The sequence below is a fragment of the Acinetobacter gyllenbergii genome (assembly GCF_001682515.1).
Taxonomy (GTDB): domain Bacteria; phylum Pseudomonadota; class Gammaproteobacteria; order Pseudomonadales; family Moraxellaceae; genus Acinetobacter; species Acinetobacter gyllenbergii.
In genome coordinates this window covers 244,964-262,149 of the sequence record NZ_KV575261.1, presented here as the reverse complement: position 1 = coordinate 262,149, position 17,186 = coordinate 244,964, and the positions used below count along the sequence as shown (strand labels likewise).

General features: G+C 40.4%; 16 protein-coding genes. 10 read left to right on the top strand and 6 right to left on the bottom strand.

Annotated features, from left to right (window positions below; genetic code table 11):
* Window positions 1-1,170, top strand: coding sequence for a phospholipase A (locus tag NG55_RS01390; protein ID WP_016539950.1), 1,170 nt, complete (start codon window positions 1-3; stop codon window positions 1,168-1,170).
* Entirely contained in the window at window positions 1,171-1,698 is a 528-nt protein-coding gene (locus tag NG55_RS01385; RefSeq protein ID WP_065342107.1) for a cysteine peptidase family C39 domain-containing protein, read from the top strand.
* On the opposite strand, the gene NG55_RS01380 is transcribed toward NG55_RS01385, so the two are convergent.
* From NG55_RS01380 to ilvA, 3 genes are all read right to left on the bottom strand, one after another.
* Window positions 1,686-3,023, bottom strand: coding sequence for a TrkH family potassium uptake protein (locus NG55_RS01380; protein ID WP_016539952.1), 1,338 nt, complete (start codon window positions 3,021-3,023; stop codon window positions 1,686-1,688). The genes NG55_RS01385 and NG55_RS01380 overlap by 13 nt on opposite strands.
* A gap of 1 nt (window position 3,024) precedes the next feature.
* Window positions 3,025-3,675, bottom strand: coding sequence for a potassium channel family protein (locus NG55_RS01375; protein WP_016539953.1), 651 nt, complete (start codon window positions 3,673-3,675; stop codon window positions 3,025-3,027).
* Between the two features lie 158 nt (window positions 3,676-3,833).
* Entirely contained in the window at window positions 3,834-5,378 is a 1,545-nt protein-coding gene (gene ilvA / locus NG55_RS01370; protein ID WP_171257915.1) for a threonine ammonia-lyase, biosynthetic, read from the bottom strand.
* Between the two features lie 98 nt (window positions 5,379-5,476).
* Here ilvA and rpiA point away from each other — a divergent pair, with 98 nt between their 5' ends.
* The gene (gene rpiA / locus NG55_RS01365) at window positions 5,477-6,148 is read left to right on the top strand and encodes a ribose-5-phosphate isomerase RpiA (RefSeq protein WP_016539956.1); all 672 of its coding nucleotides are present in this window, start codon (window positions 5,477-5,479) and stop codon (window positions 6,146-6,148) included.
* On the top strand, window positions 6,148-6,840 hold the full coding sequence (locus NG55_RS01360; RefSeq protein ID WP_065342105.1) for a M48 family metallopeptidase: 693 nt from the start codon (window positions 6,148-6,150) through the stop codon (window positions 6,838-6,840). The genes rpiA and NG55_RS01360 overlap by 1 nt, the downstream gene beginning before the upstream one ends.
* Window positions 6,841-6,846: 6 nt before the next feature.
* Here the strand turns inward: NG55_RS01360 and NG55_RS01355 are convergent, their stop codons facing one another.
* Together NG55_RS01355 and NG55_RS01350 are read right to left on the bottom strand one after the other, a co-directional pair.
* Entirely contained in the window at window positions 6,847-7,458 is a 612-nt protein-coding gene (locus tag NG55_RS01355) for a CDP-alcohol phosphatidyltransferase family protein (protein ID WP_065342104.1), read from the bottom strand.
* A 196-nt stretch (window positions 7,459-7,654) separates the two neighbouring features.
* Window positions 7,655-9,172 (bottom strand): hypothetical protein, encoded by a 1,518-nt coding sequence (locus tag NG55_RS01350; RefSeq protein WP_065342103.1) that lies wholly within the window; start codon window positions 9,170-9,172, stop codon window positions 7,655-7,657.
* Window positions 9,173-9,446: 274 nt separating this feature from the next.
* Between NG55_RS01350 and argC the strand changes: the two genes are divergently transcribed.
* The 6 genes from argC to NG55_RS01320 all read left to right on the top strand — a co-directional run bounded on the left by argC (window position 9,447) and on the right by NG55_RS01320 (window position 15,139).
* Window positions 9,447-10,496: an N-acetyl-gamma-glutamyl-phosphate reductase gene (gene argC / locus NG55_RS01345; protein WP_065342687.1), complete on the top strand. Its 1,050-nt coding sequence runs from the start codon at window positions 9,447-9,449 to the stop codon at window positions 10,494-10,496.
* Between the two features lie 81 nt (window positions 10,497-10,577).
* On the top strand, window positions 10,578-11,327 hold the full coding sequence (locus tag NG55_RS01340) for a DUF6776 family protein (RefSeq protein WP_016539961.1): 750 nt from the start codon (window positions 10,578-10,580) through the stop codon (window positions 11,325-11,327).
* A 22-nt stretch (window positions 11,328-11,349) separates the two neighbouring features.
* Window positions 11,350-11,763, top strand: a complete 414-nt coding sequence (clpS, locus tag NG55_RS01335; protein WP_171068280.1) for an ATP-dependent Clp protease adapter ClpS — start codon at window positions 11,350-11,352, stop codon at window positions 11,761-11,763.
* A 472-nt stretch (window positions 11,764-12,235) separates the two neighbouring features.
* Window positions 12,236-12,535 carry an ATP-dependent Clp protease adaptor ClpS gene (locus tag NG55_RS20785; RefSeq protein ID WP_065342102.1) on the top strand — a complete coding sequence of 100 codons (300 nt, stop codon included), beginning with the start codon at window positions 12,236-12,238 and terminating at the stop codon, window positions 12,533-12,535.
* Complete coding sequence (gene clpA / locus NG55_RS01325; protein ID WP_004806787.1) at window positions 12,492-14,777, top strand: ATP-dependent Clp protease ATP-binding subunit ClpA; 2,286 nt, start codon at window positions 12,492-12,494, stop codon at window positions 14,775-14,777. Before NG55_RS20785 ends, clpA begins: the two co-directional genes overlap by 44 nt.
* Complete coding sequence (locus NG55_RS01320) at window positions 14,777-15,139, top strand: YnfA family protein (protein WP_005204046.1); 363 nt, start codon at window positions 14,777-14,779, stop codon at window positions 15,137-15,139. Before clpA ends, NG55_RS01320 begins: the two co-directional genes overlap by 1 nt.
* A gap of 50 nt (window positions 15,140-15,189) precedes the next feature.
* On the opposite strand, the gene NG55_RS01315 is transcribed toward NG55_RS01320, so the two are convergent.
* Window positions 15,190-16,764, bottom strand: a complete 1,575-nt coding sequence (locus tag NG55_RS01315) for an ATP-binding cassette domain-containing protein (protein WP_065342101.1) — start codon at window positions 16,762-16,764, stop codon at window positions 15,190-15,192.
* Between the last annotated feature and the right edge of the window lie 422 nt (window positions 16,765-17,186).

The window sequence follows — 17,186 nt, the reverse complement described above, 5'->3', positions numbered from 1 at the left end:
ATGGCGTTCAAATCTTTTGAACGTAGTCATTTGGAGCTGAGTGTCCTTGCGATACTTGGCTCTTTAGCGACCTCGTTGTCACATGCTGAATCAACAGCACCTACAAGCCCCGCGACCGTTGATGCCTGTGTGGCTTTGGCTGCAAATGCTGAACGTTTAGCATGTTATGATCGCCTGTTTAAAGCGCCGACCATTATTCCAACACAAGCTCAGACAGATGCAGCACCGATACTTGCAGTAGCTACGCCTGTGGTTGAATCCAATGAAAAAGCTGAACCTGAATCTTTGAAAGACAAAGTGGTGCAAAAGGTCAGTGATTTGCATATTTTGGGGGCTGCACCAAAATTTGATCCAAATGTCTCGTTACTTGATCGTCGCTGGGAGCTTTCAGAAGAGAGTAAGTTGGGGGTATGGAATATCCGTGCTTATCAACCCGTTTATTTACTTCCCGTATTTTGGACTAGTGATAAAAATGAGTTTCCAAGCAGTCCAAATCCTGAAAATACGGTTAAAGATAAGCAAGAGTTAACGTCGAGCGAAGCAAAGTTCCAGCTTTCATTTAAGACCAAAGCTTGGGAAAACATTTTTGGTAATAATGGTGATCTCTGGTTGGGCTATACCCAGTCCTCACGTTGGCAGGTTTATAACTCTGAAGAATCACGACCATTCCGTGAGACCAATTATGAACCAGAAGCGAGTTTGATGTTTAGAACCAATTATGAAATTTTAGGTCTAAATGCACGTCTGCTTGGGGTGACTTTGAACCACCAATCCAATGGTCGTTCAGATCCGTTATCTCGTAGCTGGAACCGTGTGATCTTTAATCTTGGTTTTGAAAAAGATAACTTCGCACTCATGTTACGTCCTTGGTATCGAGTAGAAGAAGATGCCAAAGATGACAATAACCCAGACATTAAGGATTATATTGGGCGTGGTGATTTAACTGCGTTTTACCGCAAAGGGAATAATGATTTTTCCTTAATGTTACGTCATTCATTGAAAGGTGGTGATCGTTCGCATGGTGCGGTTCAGTTTGACTGGGCTTTCCCAATTAAAGATAAATTACGTGGTCATTTTCAAGTGTTTGATGGCTATGGCGAGAGCTTGATTGATTATAACCACCGAGCAACCTATGTCGGCTTGGGCGTATCTTTAATGAACTGGTACTAAATGAGTTTAAATATTCCAGAATCTCTATTGCAGCTTGAAGCAAATTGTGGCGTCTTTGCACTCTGGTTAATTGTGAAGCAATATCATACCCATGTTGATATTGCTGATTTAATTCGCTTGTCTGGACATGACCAAGAAGATGGGACATATACCATCGCTTTGGCTGTGGCGATGAAGAAATTAGGTTTTGAAGTGTCGTTCTATACGGCGCCTGATCCAAATATTGAGGCAAAAGAGCAGCAAAGTTATCTGGAGGCACAAAATCTCCAGATTCCAATTCAAGCTGCTTTAACATATTCAGAGATTCAACGCGCTTTTGAACAAGGTAACTTTGTCATTGTGTTTTATGACACATTACAAGGGACGGGAAACCAATCCTTGGTTTACTCCATCGACCCGCAAGAAATTAGTTTCTGTGATCATTTTGATGTGATGTCTAAAGCTGTCTTTGAGCAACAACGCCAAGCTGACGGGATCTGTCAGCAAGTGATTGTGATTGAGCAGCCTTTAGAGCATTACCCAATCTGAATATTGGCATTGGCATGTTTTAAGCGGCTCTTCTTCGGTGTTGCAATCAGATAGGCCAGTGTTAAAGGCCCAAGCCGTCCTGTAAACATCAGCAGGCTTAGGACGAATAAACTGCCGTCATGTAACTCTCCTGTCACACCTCTCGAGAGTCCTACTGTGCATGCGGCAGAGACCACTTCAAACATTAAGTCGAGTACATCTAATTTCGGTTCAAGCAAGAAAATAATAAAGCAGCCGACAAAGACCAACATGCCTGTAATCGCGGTTACAGCAAGTGCTTTATAGGTGGTTTCTTGTGACACTGAATGGTTAAAAATACGGATTTCTTCATTGCGTCTTAAAAATGAAATCACGCAGAGCAATAAAATCACAAAAGTGCCGACTTTTATGCCGCCAGCTGTACTGAGCGAACCACCCCCAATAAACATAAGTAACATGGTCAGTAAAGCCGTACTATGTTCCATCGAGCCGGTGTCAATGGTATTAAAGCCTGAAGAACGCGGGACGGTGGCTTGAAACCATGCGTTCATGGCTTGTTCCCCCAAACTCATTGAGCCAAGGGTAAGTGGATTGTTGGATTCCAAAAGCCAGATCAGCACGAAGGCAACAAGGTTTAATATGGCGATGGTGCTGAGGATCAATTTACTGTTTGCTGTTAACTTGCTCCAGCGTTTATTCTGTTTCACATCAATTAACACCAAAAAGCCGATGCCACCCAAGGTATATAAAATACTGATAGTGAGACAAATCAAATAATGGCTTTGAAAGTTAATCAGACTGTTATCAAATAGGGAAAAACCAGCATTGTTGAAGGCCGAAACACTATAGAAAACCGCATAATACAGTCCACGGGCAAAACCATACATAGGGGCGAAGGAGGCCGTTAGGATAATCACGCCAATCAGCTCAAAGAGCAAGGTGTACATGACAACACCCTTGGCAACAAATGTGACTTTGGATAGGCTGGTTTGGCCTAAACTATCTTGTGCCATCATCTGTTGTTTTAAACCGAGCTTGGGTGCAAGACTCAATGCCGCCAAAATGGCAAAGGTCATGAAACCTAGGCCGCCAGATTGAATCAGTAAAAGAATAATAAACTGTCCGAGATGATTAAAAGAGTCATTCAGATTGACCACTGATAAGCCTGTAATGGTCACAGCGGAGGTGGCTGTAAATAAGGCATCCATCCAGCTGACATTGCCTTTATTGGCAATCGGCAGTTTCAGTAATATTGTGCCAATAATAATAAAACTGAGAAATCCAATTGCCAGTAAAGAGGGTGGACTGAGGTTAAAAATCTTCTGGGAGTTTATTTTGAGTGCCATATTATGCGAAACATCCTGAAAGTTTTCTAAGATGACTGAGAGAGCCTTCTAGAATCAGAACATCATCCGTTTTTAGCGTGAAATTGGCATCTGTTTCATAGAGAATTTGCTGATCTCGTTTTAATAAAAGTAATTTGATATTGGGTTCTTGTTTTAAGATCCCAGATAAATTCACATTATTGAGATTTTCATTGACTGGAACTTTTACAATGTAGTGATCATCATCCAATGCCATATAGCGACTGACCATCGGATAATTGAGGGCTTGGGCAACGCGAACCCCCATATCCTCTTCAGGATGAATAATTTTACTAACATTTAAATGGGACAGAATAGTGTGATGTGCTTTGGTTTTGGCTTTAACCAAGATTTTTTCCACACCAAGGTTTTTTAGATTTAAAACACAGAGAATACTGGCTTCAATATCTTCACCAATAGCCACGACCACTGCATCACAATTCTGGATATTGAGTTCTTCTAAAACATGTTCGTCGGTAGCATCCGCAATCACCGCATGGGTAATGCGATCTGCAAGACTTTCGACATTGCGTTTGATGGTATCAATACCAATGACATCATGATTAAGTTTGGTTAGCTCCAATGCAACAGTTGCCCCAAAACTCCCTAACCCGATGACTGCAAACTGTGCCATAACTGTCCTTAACTAAATGATAAAAATGTCTTTTTATCCATTTTAAAATGGAATGCTTTTCGATGTGTAATGATTTTGTTTGCGATCACAGATAAAAGATCAAAATCATCAGATAAAAATAAAGCCGACATGAGGTCGGCTTTAAGTGATGAGACGGTTTATTTAAGGAAACGTTTGTAACCTGTATTGTCACTGATCTCAGCATAAGGATAAGTAATTTTCTCTAATGTTTCGATCAACCCATCTGGATTTTGTTTTGCATCAGTTGCTTCTAGACCAACAAGAACACGGCCTTCTGCTGCACCATGGTTACGATAATGGAATAGGGTGATATTGTGGGTTGGTCCTAAACGCTCCAAGAAAGTGAGTAATGCACCTGGACGCTCAGGAAACTCAACGCGGAACAAGCGCTCATTTTCAATATTGGCATGACCACCGATCAGATAACGAATATGCAGTTTAGCCACCTCATCGTCAGACAGGTCATCGACTTCATACTGTTGTTTTAGCATCTCATGAATTTCATGACGTTCAGTTTCACCGCCTTTGAGGCTAATCCCGACAAAGACTTGTGCCAGACTACTGTCACTGGCACGGTAATTAAACTCGGTGATGTTACGACCTTGCAAGGCACGACAGAAATGCAGGAAAGCGCCTTTCTGCTCAGGAATGGTCACCGCATAGATGGCTTCACGGCGTTCACCCAACTCGGTACGTTCAGCAATATAGCGTAAGCGGTCAAAGTTCATATTGGCACCACATACAATGGAGACCATGTTCTTACCGCTAAGTTGATGCTCAGCTACATATTTCTTGATACCCGCCAAGGCCATTGCACCTGATGGTTCAACAATGCTGCGATTTTCATCAAAGGTATCTTTAATTGCAGCACAGATTTCATCGGTATTGACGGTGACAATGTCAGGGTCGACGATTGGGCCAGAGTTATCTGATTTGCGTAGGCGGATAATATCGAAAGGTAACTCACCAATTTGTGCCACTGCGGTACCGTCAGCAAATAGCCCTACATGTGGCAAAATCACACGTTCATTGGTTTCAAGTGCTGCTTTTAAGCAGGCAGATTCTTCGTATTCAACACCAATCACTTTAACGTGCGGTGCAACTTCACCTAAGTAGGCTGCAACACCTGCAATGAGACCGCCACCACCAACAGCAACAAAGACGTATTCAACATCACGCCACTGGCGTAATAATTCGTTCGCGATGGTTCCTTGACCTGCAATGACCAGTTCATCGTCATAAGGCGGGATAAATACCAAGCCTTCATCTTCGGCACGCTGTTTTGCATATTTGTTGGCAACATCGAAACTATCGCCATGTAACACGACTTGACCACCTAAGCTTTTTACGGCCTGTACTTTAATATCAGGTGTGGTGCTTGGCATGACAATAATGGCATGAATGCCTAATTTTTTTCCAGATAGTGCAACACCTTGAGCATGGTTGCCAGCAGATGCACAAATTACACCACGTTCCAGTTGGTCTTTGGGCAATTGGCTAATGCGGTTATAAGCACCACGTAGCTTGAAAGAGAAAACGGGTTGTAAATCTTCACGTTTAAATCGAATGTTATTATTAATTTTGTGACTAATTCGTGGAGCTGCTTCAAGCGGTGTTTCAATCGCAACATCGTAAACCGTTGCTTGTAAAATTTGTCGTACCACACGAGACAGCATGTTCATCTTCCCTATAACAGTTTAAAATAGGCAATCATTGTAGCAAACCCCTGTGCATTTGCGCTGTTTTCTTGCAGCAAATGTCAAAATAGTTGAGTGAAGTCATGAGTCTATATGCAAGCCAAGATGAAAAGAAACAAGCTGCGGCCAAAGCAGCTTTGAAACATTTGCCTAAAGGCGGCATTTTGGGCGTAGGAACAGGAAGTACCGTTAATTTTTTAATTGATTTATTACCTGAATTGCAATTAGAAGCAGCAGTCGCAAGTTCAAATGCAACCGCAGAGCGTTTACAAAAGCTCGGGATTGAAGTGGTTGATATGAACTCAGTGGGTGGGTTAGATGCCTACGTGGATGGCGCTGATGAAATTGACCGCCATATGCATATGATCAAAGGTGGTGGTGCGGCATTAACCCGTGAAAAAATTGTGGCATCAATTGCAAAGAAATTTGTATGTATCGTGGATGACTCAAAATGGGTGGATCAATTAGGGCGTGATTTTCCGCTTCCTGTTGAGGTAATTCCAATGGCGCGTTCTGCAGTTGCCCGTAAGATTGTTGCCTTAGGGGGTGATCCTGTTTACCGTGAAGGCGTAGTAACGGACAACGGTAATGTCATTTTAGATGTTTTTAATCTGAATATTTTAAATGCACTTGAATTGGAGAGAACACTGAATAATATTCCTGGTGTTGTGACCAATGGTATTTTTGCCTTGAATCCAGCAACGATCGCGGTTGTTGCCACGGATAATGGTATTGAAGAGCGTACTGCACAATAATGCAATTAGTTTCATTAGAAACGCTGTTACCTGAAATTAAAGTTGTTCGACATGCAAGGGCGAGAAATTTGCGCTTGCGTGTTGAGCCAACAGGTATTCGCCTCACAGTTCCATTGTTTTGCAGCAAAAGACAGATTCAGCAATTTTTGCATCAATCAGAACCATGGTTGATCGAGACATGGGCTAAACAACAACAGCAATTTAATCAAGTTGCGGTATTTCCTGAACAGCTGACTTTATTTTTTCATACGCAAGCATTTCGAATTATTCCGCAACAGCAACGTCATATTTTTAAATTTGATTTTGATCAGTACATCATCTGGGTAAGAGATGAACAGTCTGAACACGCTTTGCAAGCAGCAGTTTTGGCCTATGCAAAGCAGTTTTTACCTGAATATTTGGCTCAAGTGAGTCAACACATCAGTTTGCCGTATCAGCAATGTAGTATCCGAAAACCTAAAACACGCTGGGGGAGTTGTAGCTCCAAACACGACATCATGTTAAATGCGGCATTGGTGCTGATGCCTGCGCATATTGTACGATCTGTTTGTGTACATGAGTTGGTACATACCAAACATTTTGATCATAGTGCAGCATTCTGGAATGAGGTCGCAAAGCACGATGCGCACTATCTTGAGCATCGAAAACAGCTGAAACAGACGCAATTGCCCAATTGGTATTATAAAAAATAAAATCGCCTAGCCATTAAAAAGACGATTTTGCTGGACTGGCAAGCCTTTACAAATACGAAATGCCTGTTTCAGGCTAGGTACATCATTCTGCCATTGTTTGAGTACCAAAATAATAGCGATGATCTCAGTCCGCGTCAAAATACCCAGCCAAAAAACAATCCAGAATAAAATTTGACTTTGGCCTGTGAGTGTCACTTGTACCAATAAGGCAAAGAGAAATAAGGTCCAAATTTTTGCACCAATACTATGAGTGGCCACTTCTTTACGGAACTTAATCCAGCTAACTATATAAATCGCCACTTCAAATAAAATCAGAATCAGAATTGGCCAAATGTATTGTTGAAAAAAATGAGGTTGTTGTAAGTAAATTGATACGATTGCACAAATAAAGAAGATTTGATCAATATTGGAGTCTAAGCGACGCAATTTTTCATTTGATACACCTAAATATCTTGCAATGATGCCATCAAAGATATCACTGATAAGTCCCAGCGTTAAAAATACCACGGTATAAATAGGGAAGAGCTGAGGTTGTAGCAGGGTCACAATGACAATGAGAAAACCCAAGAGTAGTCTTGAATAAACAAGTAAAGTTGGAATTTGATATTTTAAAGACATTAAAACAGGAGTAATAAATAGATTTGCTATGAGTATAGCAGTGGTCATTGAATATCAGGATGGCAAATACATATTTCATAAAAACAAAAAAGTCTGTTGTATTGCTTAGCAATACTCAGATTATTTTCTCATACTGAAATCGCGTTTTGTAAGCAATGACATCACTGTGCCATTGCTTACATGAGTGGCATAAATCTTAGAAATTGCACTGCAACTGTGTTGTTTGCAATTGATCCGGTGCTTTGCGGTTATCCAAACCAGCGCTTGCACTTAATACCTGATTTGCTTTTACTTTCACTTGGATAAAAGTATATTGCAGTGTGCTATTGTTTGGCTCGGCAGAACTACTGTTAAGTAAATATTCGAAATTATCTTTGTTTACCTGCAATAAGTTATCAGTACTGTCAGCATCTAGTTTTGAGCTATAAGTTCTTCCATCTTTGATGAGCTCTAAGTTTCCATCCCCGCGAATATTGAGTTGACAGTTACTGTTTGGGTCTTTGTAATTTCCAATTAAGTATTCAATCGAGGGTAAGTTTGCGTTGACAATATTAATTCCTGTAATGCCTTGTTTGCAGGGGTAAATAGAGCCGTGACAGGTTGCAGTCGTGTCAGAAAAACCTACGGCACGGCGATAATCACCAGCACCAATGACTCGGAAGGCATTTGCTGCGTTACCTGTAGGGCCATTTCCAGCATAGGACTTTTGTTGTAACAGGGCATAGGCTTGAGGGTTTAATGCAGCTTGGTTAAAAGTATCTGCTAACTGTAGTACAGCTTGTTTTAACGAGGTTGCAAACGTGTCTCTTGCGTTCTTTTGATTTGCTGCAATAAATACCAAGTTATTTTTAGATGGGTCAATATTATCTGGTGTTGGAATCACCAAAGAGGTAAGAGTGTTTTGATCCCCACGTAATTTTTTAGCATCAAGATAACCATCTTTTAAGTCAACGGCTAAGTTCTTGGTGAATTCAGCGAAGTTATTGTTAGGGTATAAGTTGGCCCATTGCTGCATAAAACCAAAACTGAGATAACTATTGATGTATAAATTTGACTTTAAAGTCGCATTTACTGGTGAAAGAACATTGAGAAGATACGATGGATTTAGATTAGGGATATCCAACTGATAAAAAGCACTGGTCAGTGCTGTATTTACATCGGCGGTTGCTAAATTTAATTGTAATGCACTAATTTGTGTTGGGTTAACATTGATATCTGTCGGGAGTACCCCAGAACGAACTAACGCGCGTTGATAAATAGCTTCTGAGTTAGGATTGATATAAATCGTTTGTGTAAGATTACTGGTATTGACTTCAATCAAACTATGCAAAGTCATAGAAACATTTTGATATTGATAGTTCTGAAAGTCATAAATTGATGAGTTAGGGGTGGTCGAAATTTCTATGCGATATAAACGTTCTTTATCTAGCGTCCGGGGTAATGTGATATTGATCTCTGATGTGGTACTTAAGTTTTGTTCGAGAACCAGTGTATTATCAAAATTGTCGAATACTTTTAGTACAACATCTCGCATCTCAATAGCAGCTTTGATATTGAAACTCTTTGGCTTCGGTTCTTGCACTGTTGGGGTGGTCTCTATGTCTGCTTTACTTTCACCGCTTCCACAGCCAATTAATGCAGAGCTGAGTAGAAGTGTACTTAGCCCTAAGCAGATATGATGATGTAATCTTTGTTTTGACATCAAAGAAGGCATTCCAGCTCTCCAAAAAATTTTGCATCCATGAAATTTATTATTACCGCAATTTTTTTATTCTATTCGAATAGTGAAATGATTCAATAGTATTTCTTGACCAATGGTAGAATCAATTCAAATATAATCCGTTTATTTGTATCCAATTATAGTTTTTTCACTGCATAAGGATGATGGATTGTCCTGTTATTTTCTTAAATGTTAGGCACTTGAAGATTGTGTAAAATGGGGCAAACTGCCATACTATTTATCTAATTGAACGCTTGAGGTGTTACACGTGATTTCTGTTGGTATTGTTGGTGGAACTGGATACACTGGGGTTGAGCTATTACGTCTTTTATTAAGACATTCACAAGTTCAGGTTCGTATTCTCACTTCTCGTACAGAAGCAGGAAAGCGTGTTGCAGATATGTTCCCTAGTCTACGTGGACATACAACACTCGAGTTTTCTGATCTGGATTTAGATCAATTAGCACAATGCGATGTTGTATTTTTTGCAACGCCACACGGCGTCGCAATGCAATATGCTGAAAAATTGATTGCTGCTGGTACAAAAGTAATTGATCTTGCAGCTGATTTTCGCCTGCAGGATTTGGTTCAGTTTGAAAAATGGTATGGTATGCAACATAGTTGTCCAGCCTTATTAAAAGATTCTGTTTATGGCTTAACTGAGTTAAATCGTGAGAAGATCAAGCAAGCACAAGTGATTGGTAATCCTGGCTGTTATCCAACAACAGTACAATTAGGTTTGGCGCCATTGCTAAAATCGGCAACGCAACTAATCAATACTCAGAGTATCATTGTGGATGCAAAGTCAGGGGTATCTGGGGCGGGGCGTAAAGCAAGCTTAGGTATGATTTACAGTGAAAACGCTGATAATTTCAAAGCATATGGTGTTGCTGGACATCGTCATCATCCCGAGATTGTTGAAGCGCTTGAAAATATCTCAGGGCAAAAAGGGCAGTTTGATCAGCTTATTTTTGTGCCACATCTCGTGCCAATGATTCGTGGCATGCTGAGTACGATTTATGTTGACTTAAGCGAACAAGGTCAGCAACTTGACTTGCAAGCACTTTACGAAGATTTCTATAAAAATGAACGTTTTGTTGATGTTATGCCTGCAAATAGTTCCCCAGAAACACGTAGTGTTCGTGGTGCCAATGAGCTCAGAATTGCACTCTATCGCCCACAACCGAATAAGCTGATTATCTTGGTTGCTCAAGACAATCTAGTGAAAGGCGCTGCAGGTCAGGCGATTCAAAATATGAACTTAATGTTTGGTTTTGATGAGGCCGCAGGCTTGGAAGGTATTGGTTTATTACCATAAAAAACGCTTTTTTACTTCACACACATTTAAATTTCGATTTTAATGTGTGCTTTGATGCAGATCATAACGATAGAGATGATGATGGAAAACGCTGAACCGACTACTTCACCAGACAGTTCCGTTGAAAAAAATAAATTCTTAAAAACGAATTTACCTTTGATTATTGGTGCTACTGTTCTTATCGGTAGCAGTTTTTTGCTTGGTTATACTGTCGGCCACCGTCAAGGTTTAACAGTGGTTGGTTATGATGCAGATGCTGAACAATTGGTTGATGTGGTTCAGAAACAAAAGACTGCATTGGATTCAGTCAGCAAGAGTTTAAATGCTGCTGTTCAAGAGCGTGATATGGCTGTGGGTAATGCAGATGACTTATTCAAGGCAGTGAATCAAGCCAATGCGGATAAGACCCAATTTGAGGGGATGAATGCGATTTATCGTGATATTTTGAGACAACGTGGTGGTGTAAGCTTAACCATTCAAAATATGGCAATTAAATCTTTACCTGAAAATGCCTTTGAATATCAGATTGATCTTGTTCAAGTCAGTCCAAATAAGCGCAGAGCTTCTGGTTCGGTTGAATTGCGCTTAATCAAAGATACTGAAATTTTAGTTGTGCCTTTAGAAGATAAAAACTTCAATTTTGATGATTTTGAGCGTCTAACCGGGCGTTGGACAATGCCTAAAGGGTTTACACCTCAATTCATTGAAGTTCGTTTAACAGGATCAGGTACGCCTGTAATCAAACGTTTTAGCTGGCAACGTGGTAAGCCTGTAGATGTAGGCTCTGCTTTTGTGTCAGAAATTCCTCAAGCCGAAGCAAACGCCCAATAATTTTTTAGATTAAGAACCCAATATGCGAAGATACAAACGTCAGATGAATTTAAGTGAAGTGAAAAACTCTTTTCATCAATCAGGTTATGTCGATTGGCACTTAAATCCACGTTTAAGTGATTCGCAAGAGGATCATGAAGGTGAGGTGGTTGTACAAACTGCCCCACCAGAGTTAAAACGGCCGCCTTTATATGCGGTCGTGCTTATGAATGATGATTACACACCAATGGACTTTGTGATTGAAGTCCTACAAAGTTTCTTTTCTATGGATTTTGATCAGGCCAGTCAGGTCATGTTAACAGTTCATTATGAAGGTAAAGGTACTGCTGGTATTTACCCACGTGATATTGCTGAAACCAAAGCGAATCAAGTGAATAATTATGCCCGTTCGCAAGGCCATCCGTTGTTGTGTCAGATCGAACCTGAGCAGCGTTAAGAAAAGCAACGCTTTTTAGCTGCGCAAGTCGAACAGCTATGCTGTGAGTGAAGGCGTTAAGAAAAGCAACGCTTTTTAGCTGCGCAAGGCGAGCAACTATGTTGCGAGTAAAAGCGTTAAGAAAAGCAACGCACTTGCGGAATGTTATTCCTCATGCGCAAGACGAACAGCCATGCTGTGAGTGAAAGCGTTAAGAAAAGCAACGCTCTTGCGGAACTTCATTCCTCATGCGCAAGACCTTGCGCCATGAGGTGGCTCATATACTATGGGTGAAATAGTACATACGTTGTTCATAAAAGTATAAAGTCTGGCCTTTCGATTCGATGTATATATCAATGTATATCTTGTTTTGTGCTAAAAACATGAAACAATATACTGAGTATCAATATATTAAACTTATGGATGATTTGTTAGGCTTTAAGCAAGATCATGCAGTATTACAATTTTTCATAGATTTAATATTGTTTCATAAATGAATAACAAGTTCGCTGACTTTTTGAACGATTGGATCAGTCTAATTCTCTTTGTAATTGAATTTTTACAACAATACTTTGTTTTGAATCTTGACCAAGATAGTCAACTAATGCTAACAGTAGATTATGAAGCAAAGAGACTTGTAGACGTATATCCAATCACGATTACAGAAGCTCAGCAGATCAAGTCAATAATTCGCTTTTTCATTAAAAGATTTTCTTTTTTTGACAGAGCCCAAGATATAAGGGGGTTACATGCTCAGTCGTCAATTAGAAGTATCGTTACGTTTGGCTGTTAGCATGGCTCGTCAAAAGAGACATGAGTTTCTGACAGTTGAACATTTGTTGCTTGCCTTGCTTGATAATGATTCTGCCGTAAATGCATTAAAAGCATGTGGTGCAGACATCGTTACTTTGCGTAAAGAATTAGAGGAATATGTAGAGCAACATACCCCAAAACTTGGTGATAATAGTGAACAGGCCCCTCATCCAACTGAGAGCTTTGATCGAATTTTGCAACGTGCAATTTTCCATGTTCAATCGAGCGGTGGTGACCGCACGGTTGAGGGTGCAGATGTTCTAGTCGCGATGTATTCAGAGCGAGATTCATTCGCGGTTTATTTGCTTAAACGTCATCAAATTAATCGTTTAACTTTGACTCAATACCTGTCTCATGGCACACGTAAAGATGAGATTCAAGTTGAGGAAGAGGTTGAAGATATTGAAGGTGAAAGTGCTGCTTCAGCAAATGCTGGACCACTTGAGCAATATACACTGAACTTAAATATCGAAGCACAAAAGGGTAAAACAGATCCTTTAATTGGCCGTGAAAAAGAAATTGAGCGTGCGGCTCAGATTTTATGCCGTCGTCGTAAAAACAATCCACTTTTAGTGGGTGACCCAGGTGTGGGTAAAACGTCGATTGCAGAAGGTTTGGCATGGTTAATCGTCAATGGTAAAGCACCTAAACCACTTGCCAATGCTGAAGTCTATAGCTTAGACATTGGTGCTTTGGTTGCAGGGACTAAATATCGTGGTGACTTTGAGAAGCGTTTAAAACAATTGTTAAATGCTTTGAAAAAGAATCCAAATGCGATCTTATTCATTGATGAAATTCATATGATTATTGGTGCAGGCTCAAGCATGGGCAGTACCATGGATGCATCGAATTTGATTAAACCTGCTTTGGCCAATGGCAGTCTACGTTGCATTGGTTCAACAACTTTCCAAGAGTATCGCCAGGTATTCGAGAAAGACCATGCTTTATCGCGTCGCTTCCAGAAAATTGACGTGAACGAGCCAAGTATCAATGAAACGATTGAAATTTTACGTGGCTTGAAAAACAAGTTCGAAGATTTCCATCATGTTGAATACGATGATAAAGCATTAGTTGCTGCAGTTGAATTGTCAGCTAAATTTATCAATGATCGTTTCTTGCCAGACAAAGCAATTGACGTGATTGATGAGGCAGGTGCACAGCGTCGTCTAAAAGCTGAAGTCGATGGCACAACCATCTCAGTTGAGAATATTGAAGACATCGTTTCTAAGATTGCGCGTATTCCGCCGAAAACTGTCTCTAAAGATGACAAGTCTGTACTTGAAAATCTGGAACGTGATTTGAAACGTGTGGTATTTGGTCAAGATGAAGCGATTACAGCACTTGCATCCGCGATCAAATTATCTCGTGCAGGCTTAAAAGCACCAGATAAACCAGTGGGTAGTTTTGTTTTTGCTGGTCCAACAGGTGTGGGTAAAACCGAAGTCACTAAGCAATTGGCTAAATTGCTAGGCGTAGAGTTGGTTCGTTTCGATATGTCTGAGTATATGGAGCGTCATGCGGTTTCTCGCCTGATTGGTGCGCCTCCAGGTTATGTTGGTTATGATCAAGGCGGTTTGCTAACCGATGCGATTCATAAAAATCCGCATTGTGTATTGTTGCTGGATGAGATTGAAAAAGCGCATCCAGATGTATTCAACTTGTTATTACAAGTCATGGATCATGGTGCTTTGACTGACAATAATGGTCGTAAATCTGATTTCAGAAATGTGATTATTGTGCTCACCACCAATATTGGTGCAGAAAGTATTGTCCGTGCAAGTATTGGTTTCACTGAACAAGATCACAGCGCAGATAACCAAGATGCAATGAAACGTGCATTCTCTCCTGAATTCCGTAACCGTTTGGATGGTGTGATTCAATTTAAAGCACTTCCGACGACAATCATCGATTCAGTGGTAGACAAATTCTTAACCGAGTTGCAAGCACAACTCGATGAGAAACAAGTGGTACTTGATGTTGATCAAAGTGCTCGTGACTGGTTGTCAGCCAATGGTTATGACCGTCTCATGGGTGCTCGTCCTATGCAACGCCTGATCCAAGAGCATTTGAAAAAGCCATTAGCTGAGATGATTTTGTTTGGTGAGCTTGCTGAGCATGGTGGTAATGTTGCAGTTTCTGTGAAAACAGAGAATGGCAAAGATGTTGGCTTGAAGTTGGAAGTCTTTGAAGATCATATTAACCCGAGTGCTGAACCTGCTTAATGTTTGAATTGTCTTTTTCAATAACCCAAGTACTTAAAGTATTTGGGTTATTTTTCGTCACAGCAATTGCTGAAATTCTTGGTTGTTATTTTCCTTATCTCATTTTGAATCAAGGAAAATCACATTGGTTGTGGATTCCGACTGCTTTAAGCTTAGCGGTTTTTGTTTGGTTGCTGACTTTGCACCCTGCAGCATCAGGTCGTATTTATGCGGCTTATGGTGGGATCTATATTTTTACTGCCTTATTGTGGCTGCGTTATGTTGATCAAGTGATGCTGACACGTTGGGATATTCTAGGTGGTCTTGTGGTTTTATGCGGAGCGGGCTTAATCATTTTGCAGCCGCAAGGTTTAGTGCGTTAAGGATTCAGCATGATACGCATTGTGATCATGCTGAATACATCATTTAAAGATTAACTTAGTAAATAACTTGTTTTGATCCCGCATGCTTCAACAAAAGTTTCGTCATGCGACACCAGTATCACCGCACCGCTAAAAGAATTAATTGCTTGAGCCAGTAATTCACGAGATTCGATATCGAGATGATTTTCTGGTTCATCCAAAAGTAATAGCGCAACAGCCTGTTGTTTCAAAGCAAGCAAGGCTACTTTTAAACGTTCGCCACCACTTAGGATGGAGATGGGCATAAGTGCTTTATCTCTTCTAATTTGAAGGTTTCCTAATAAGGTTCGCCCTTGTTGTTCAGTTAGTCCAGGATCAATATGTTGTAAATATTCAAGTGCTGAAATAGTGTCATCAAGTAGCGAAAACCTCTGGTCAAGATAAGTAGAAGTTACTTTGCAATAAACCTCACCTGTAAGTGGTGGAATTAAACCTTGAAGAGTTTTCAATAAGGTTGATTTGCCAGTTCCATTTGCGCCACGTAAATGCAATTTTTCTCCAGCTGTAATTGCAAGATCAATCGGTTGTGTCTTCGCATAAGCGAGTTGTAATTGGTGACAACGTAAGATTTCTCCTGACTTTCTGGCCGTAAGTGCAAATTCGAAAGACTGGGTTTTAAGATGTTCCAGTTGAGTTTGCTTCTGTTGCAGTTCATCTTTTGCATTTGCAAGCTGTTTGATTTGTTGTTTACGCAGATGGGCCTGAGACTGCTCTGACTGTTCCTTTTTAGCATCCAATAAGATAGGGGCTTGCGAACCAGAAGCTCTTAGCTTTTCACCTGCTTTTTGACGTTTCTGCGCTTTCATCTGGCTGTGATGTTGCTGTTCTTTCAGTTGTTTTAACTCACGCTTTTCTTGCTGTACTACGTGTGATAATGCGTCGACTTGTAACTGATGTTGCTGCTGATATAGCGCATAATTGCCACCGTAATAATGTAGCCCTAGCTGATTTAAAGAAAAAATACCCTGTACATGAGACAGCAGTTGTCGATCATGGCTGATTATCAACCCGCCTGTAGGGTGTTGAGACATTTGCTGGATCAACCATTCACGACCCTGTGTATCTAAGTGATTACTGGGTTCATCTAGTAATAGATAATGATCTTTGAGTAGAAATAGGCGACACAGTGCAAGTTTGGTTTTTTGGCCTTCACTTAAATGCTGAGTGGGCGTATCAAGATCTATGGGTAAATCCGCACTTTGTAAAAGCTGTTGCCATTCTGTGGGTAAATGCCACAGATGTTCGACTTGATCATAATCGGCAAAAGATGCAGTGCCTTGTCGGATACGTTCAAAGCATCCGTTTAAATTATCAATATGCAAAGCTTGAGCGATTGTATCTGCTTGTACACGCTGGTGCTGGGCCAGATATTGATGTGGAGTTTGCCAAGTGATCTGACCTGAGTAGGGTAACGCTGTTGTCATTTGCGCTTGCAGAATAGACATCAGCAATGATTTGCCTTGACCATTGCGCCCGATCAATCCGGTGAACTGATGCAGGGGAAGTTGAAAACTCAGATGCTCAAACAGTTTTTGCTGTGCTAACTCAAGGGATAGGTTGGAAATAATACATGCCTGTTGGGTCATATGAAACCTCATAAACAGGATATGCAAAATAGAGAGATCGAGATAAGTTTTAGAATAAAGAAGCGCTAAACGATAGCTAAGTCTATTTTGCACATCAAAAAGAAAAATGAACTTTGATGATGGAAATAGAACTTACTTCATTGGCGTAATCTCAAATTGGTTTATTTTTACACTATTCTATGGGGGAACTAGCGAAAGGTCAAACTTTAAGGTTTTGAAGATAGGAATAAAAAAATATAAAAAGTGCTTGTCAAATGCTGAAATAGTGCGTAATTTAATAGTTAGACACCGTTTTTTAGATATTTGAAATAAATATGTTAAAGCATACTGTAAACACCAACGCATACTTTTACTTTTGGCAATATTGATCGTTGCCTGATGCGTTTCGGGCAGCAAAAGGGTTGCCCAACCAGTTAATACCT

What these genes read in the sequence shown, in the direction of transcription:
- NG55_RS01390 (WP_016539950.1), top strand. Translation starts at nt 1, where the DNA reads ATGGCGTTCAAATCTTTTGAACGTAGTCATTTGGAGCTGAGTGTCCTT.
- NG55_RS01385 (WP_065342107.1), top strand. Translation starts at nt 1,171, where the DNA reads ATGAGTTTAAATATTCCAGAATCTCTATTGCAGCTTGAAGCAAATTGT.
- NG55_RS01380 (WP_016539952.1), bottom strand. Translation starts at nt 3,023, where the DNA reads ATGGCACTCAAAATAAACTCCCAGAAGATTTTTAACCTCAGTCCACCC.
- NG55_RS01375 (WP_016539953.1), bottom strand. Translation starts at nt 3,675, where the DNA reads ATGGCACAGTTTGCAGTCATCGGGTTAGGGAGTTTTGGGGCAACTGTT.
- ilvA (WP_171257915.1), bottom strand. Translation starts at nt 5,378, where the DNA reads ATGAACATGCTGTCTCGTGTGGTACGACAAATTTTACAAGCAACGGTT.
- rpiA (WP_016539956.1), top strand. Translation starts at nt 5,477, where the DNA reads ATGAGTCTATATGCAAGCCAAGATGAAAAGAAACAAGCTGCGGCCAAA.
- NG55_RS01360 (WP_065342105.1), top strand. Translation starts at nt 6,148, where the DNA reads ATGCAATTAGTTTCATTAGAAACGCTGTTACCTGAAATTAAAGTTGTT.
- NG55_RS01355 (WP_065342104.1), bottom strand. Translation starts at nt 7,458, where the DNA reads ATGTCTTTAAAATATCAAATTCCAACTTTACTTGTTTATTCAAGACTA.
- NG55_RS01350 (WP_065342103.1), bottom strand. Translation starts at nt 9,172, where the DNA reads ATGCCTTCTTTGATGTCAAAACAAAGATTACATCATCATATCTGCTTA.
- NG55_RS01340 (WP_016539961.1), top strand. Translation starts at nt 10,578, where the DNA reads ATGGAAAACGCTGAACCGACTACTTCACCAGACAGTTCCGTTGAAAAA.
- clpS (WP_171068280.1), top strand. Translation starts at nt 11,350, where the DNA reads ATGCGAAGATACAAACGTCAGATGAATTTAAGTGAAGTGAAAAACTCT.
- NG55_RS20785 (WP_065342102.1), top strand. Translation starts at nt 12,236, where the DNA reads ATGAATAACAAGTTCGCTGACTTTTTGAACGATTGGATCAGTCTAATT.
- clpA (WP_004806787.1), top strand. Translation starts at nt 12,492, where the DNA reads ATGCTCAGTCGTCAATTAGAAGTATCGTTACGTTTGGCTGTTAGCATG.
- NG55_RS01320 (WP_005204046.1), top strand. Translation starts at nt 14,777, where the DNA reads ATGTTTGAATTGTCTTTTTCAATAACCCAAGTACTTAAAGTATTTGGG.
- NG55_RS01315 (WP_065342101.1), bottom strand. Translation starts at nt 16,764, where the DNA reads ATGACCCAACAGGCATGTATTATTTCCAACCTATCCCTTGAGTTAGCA.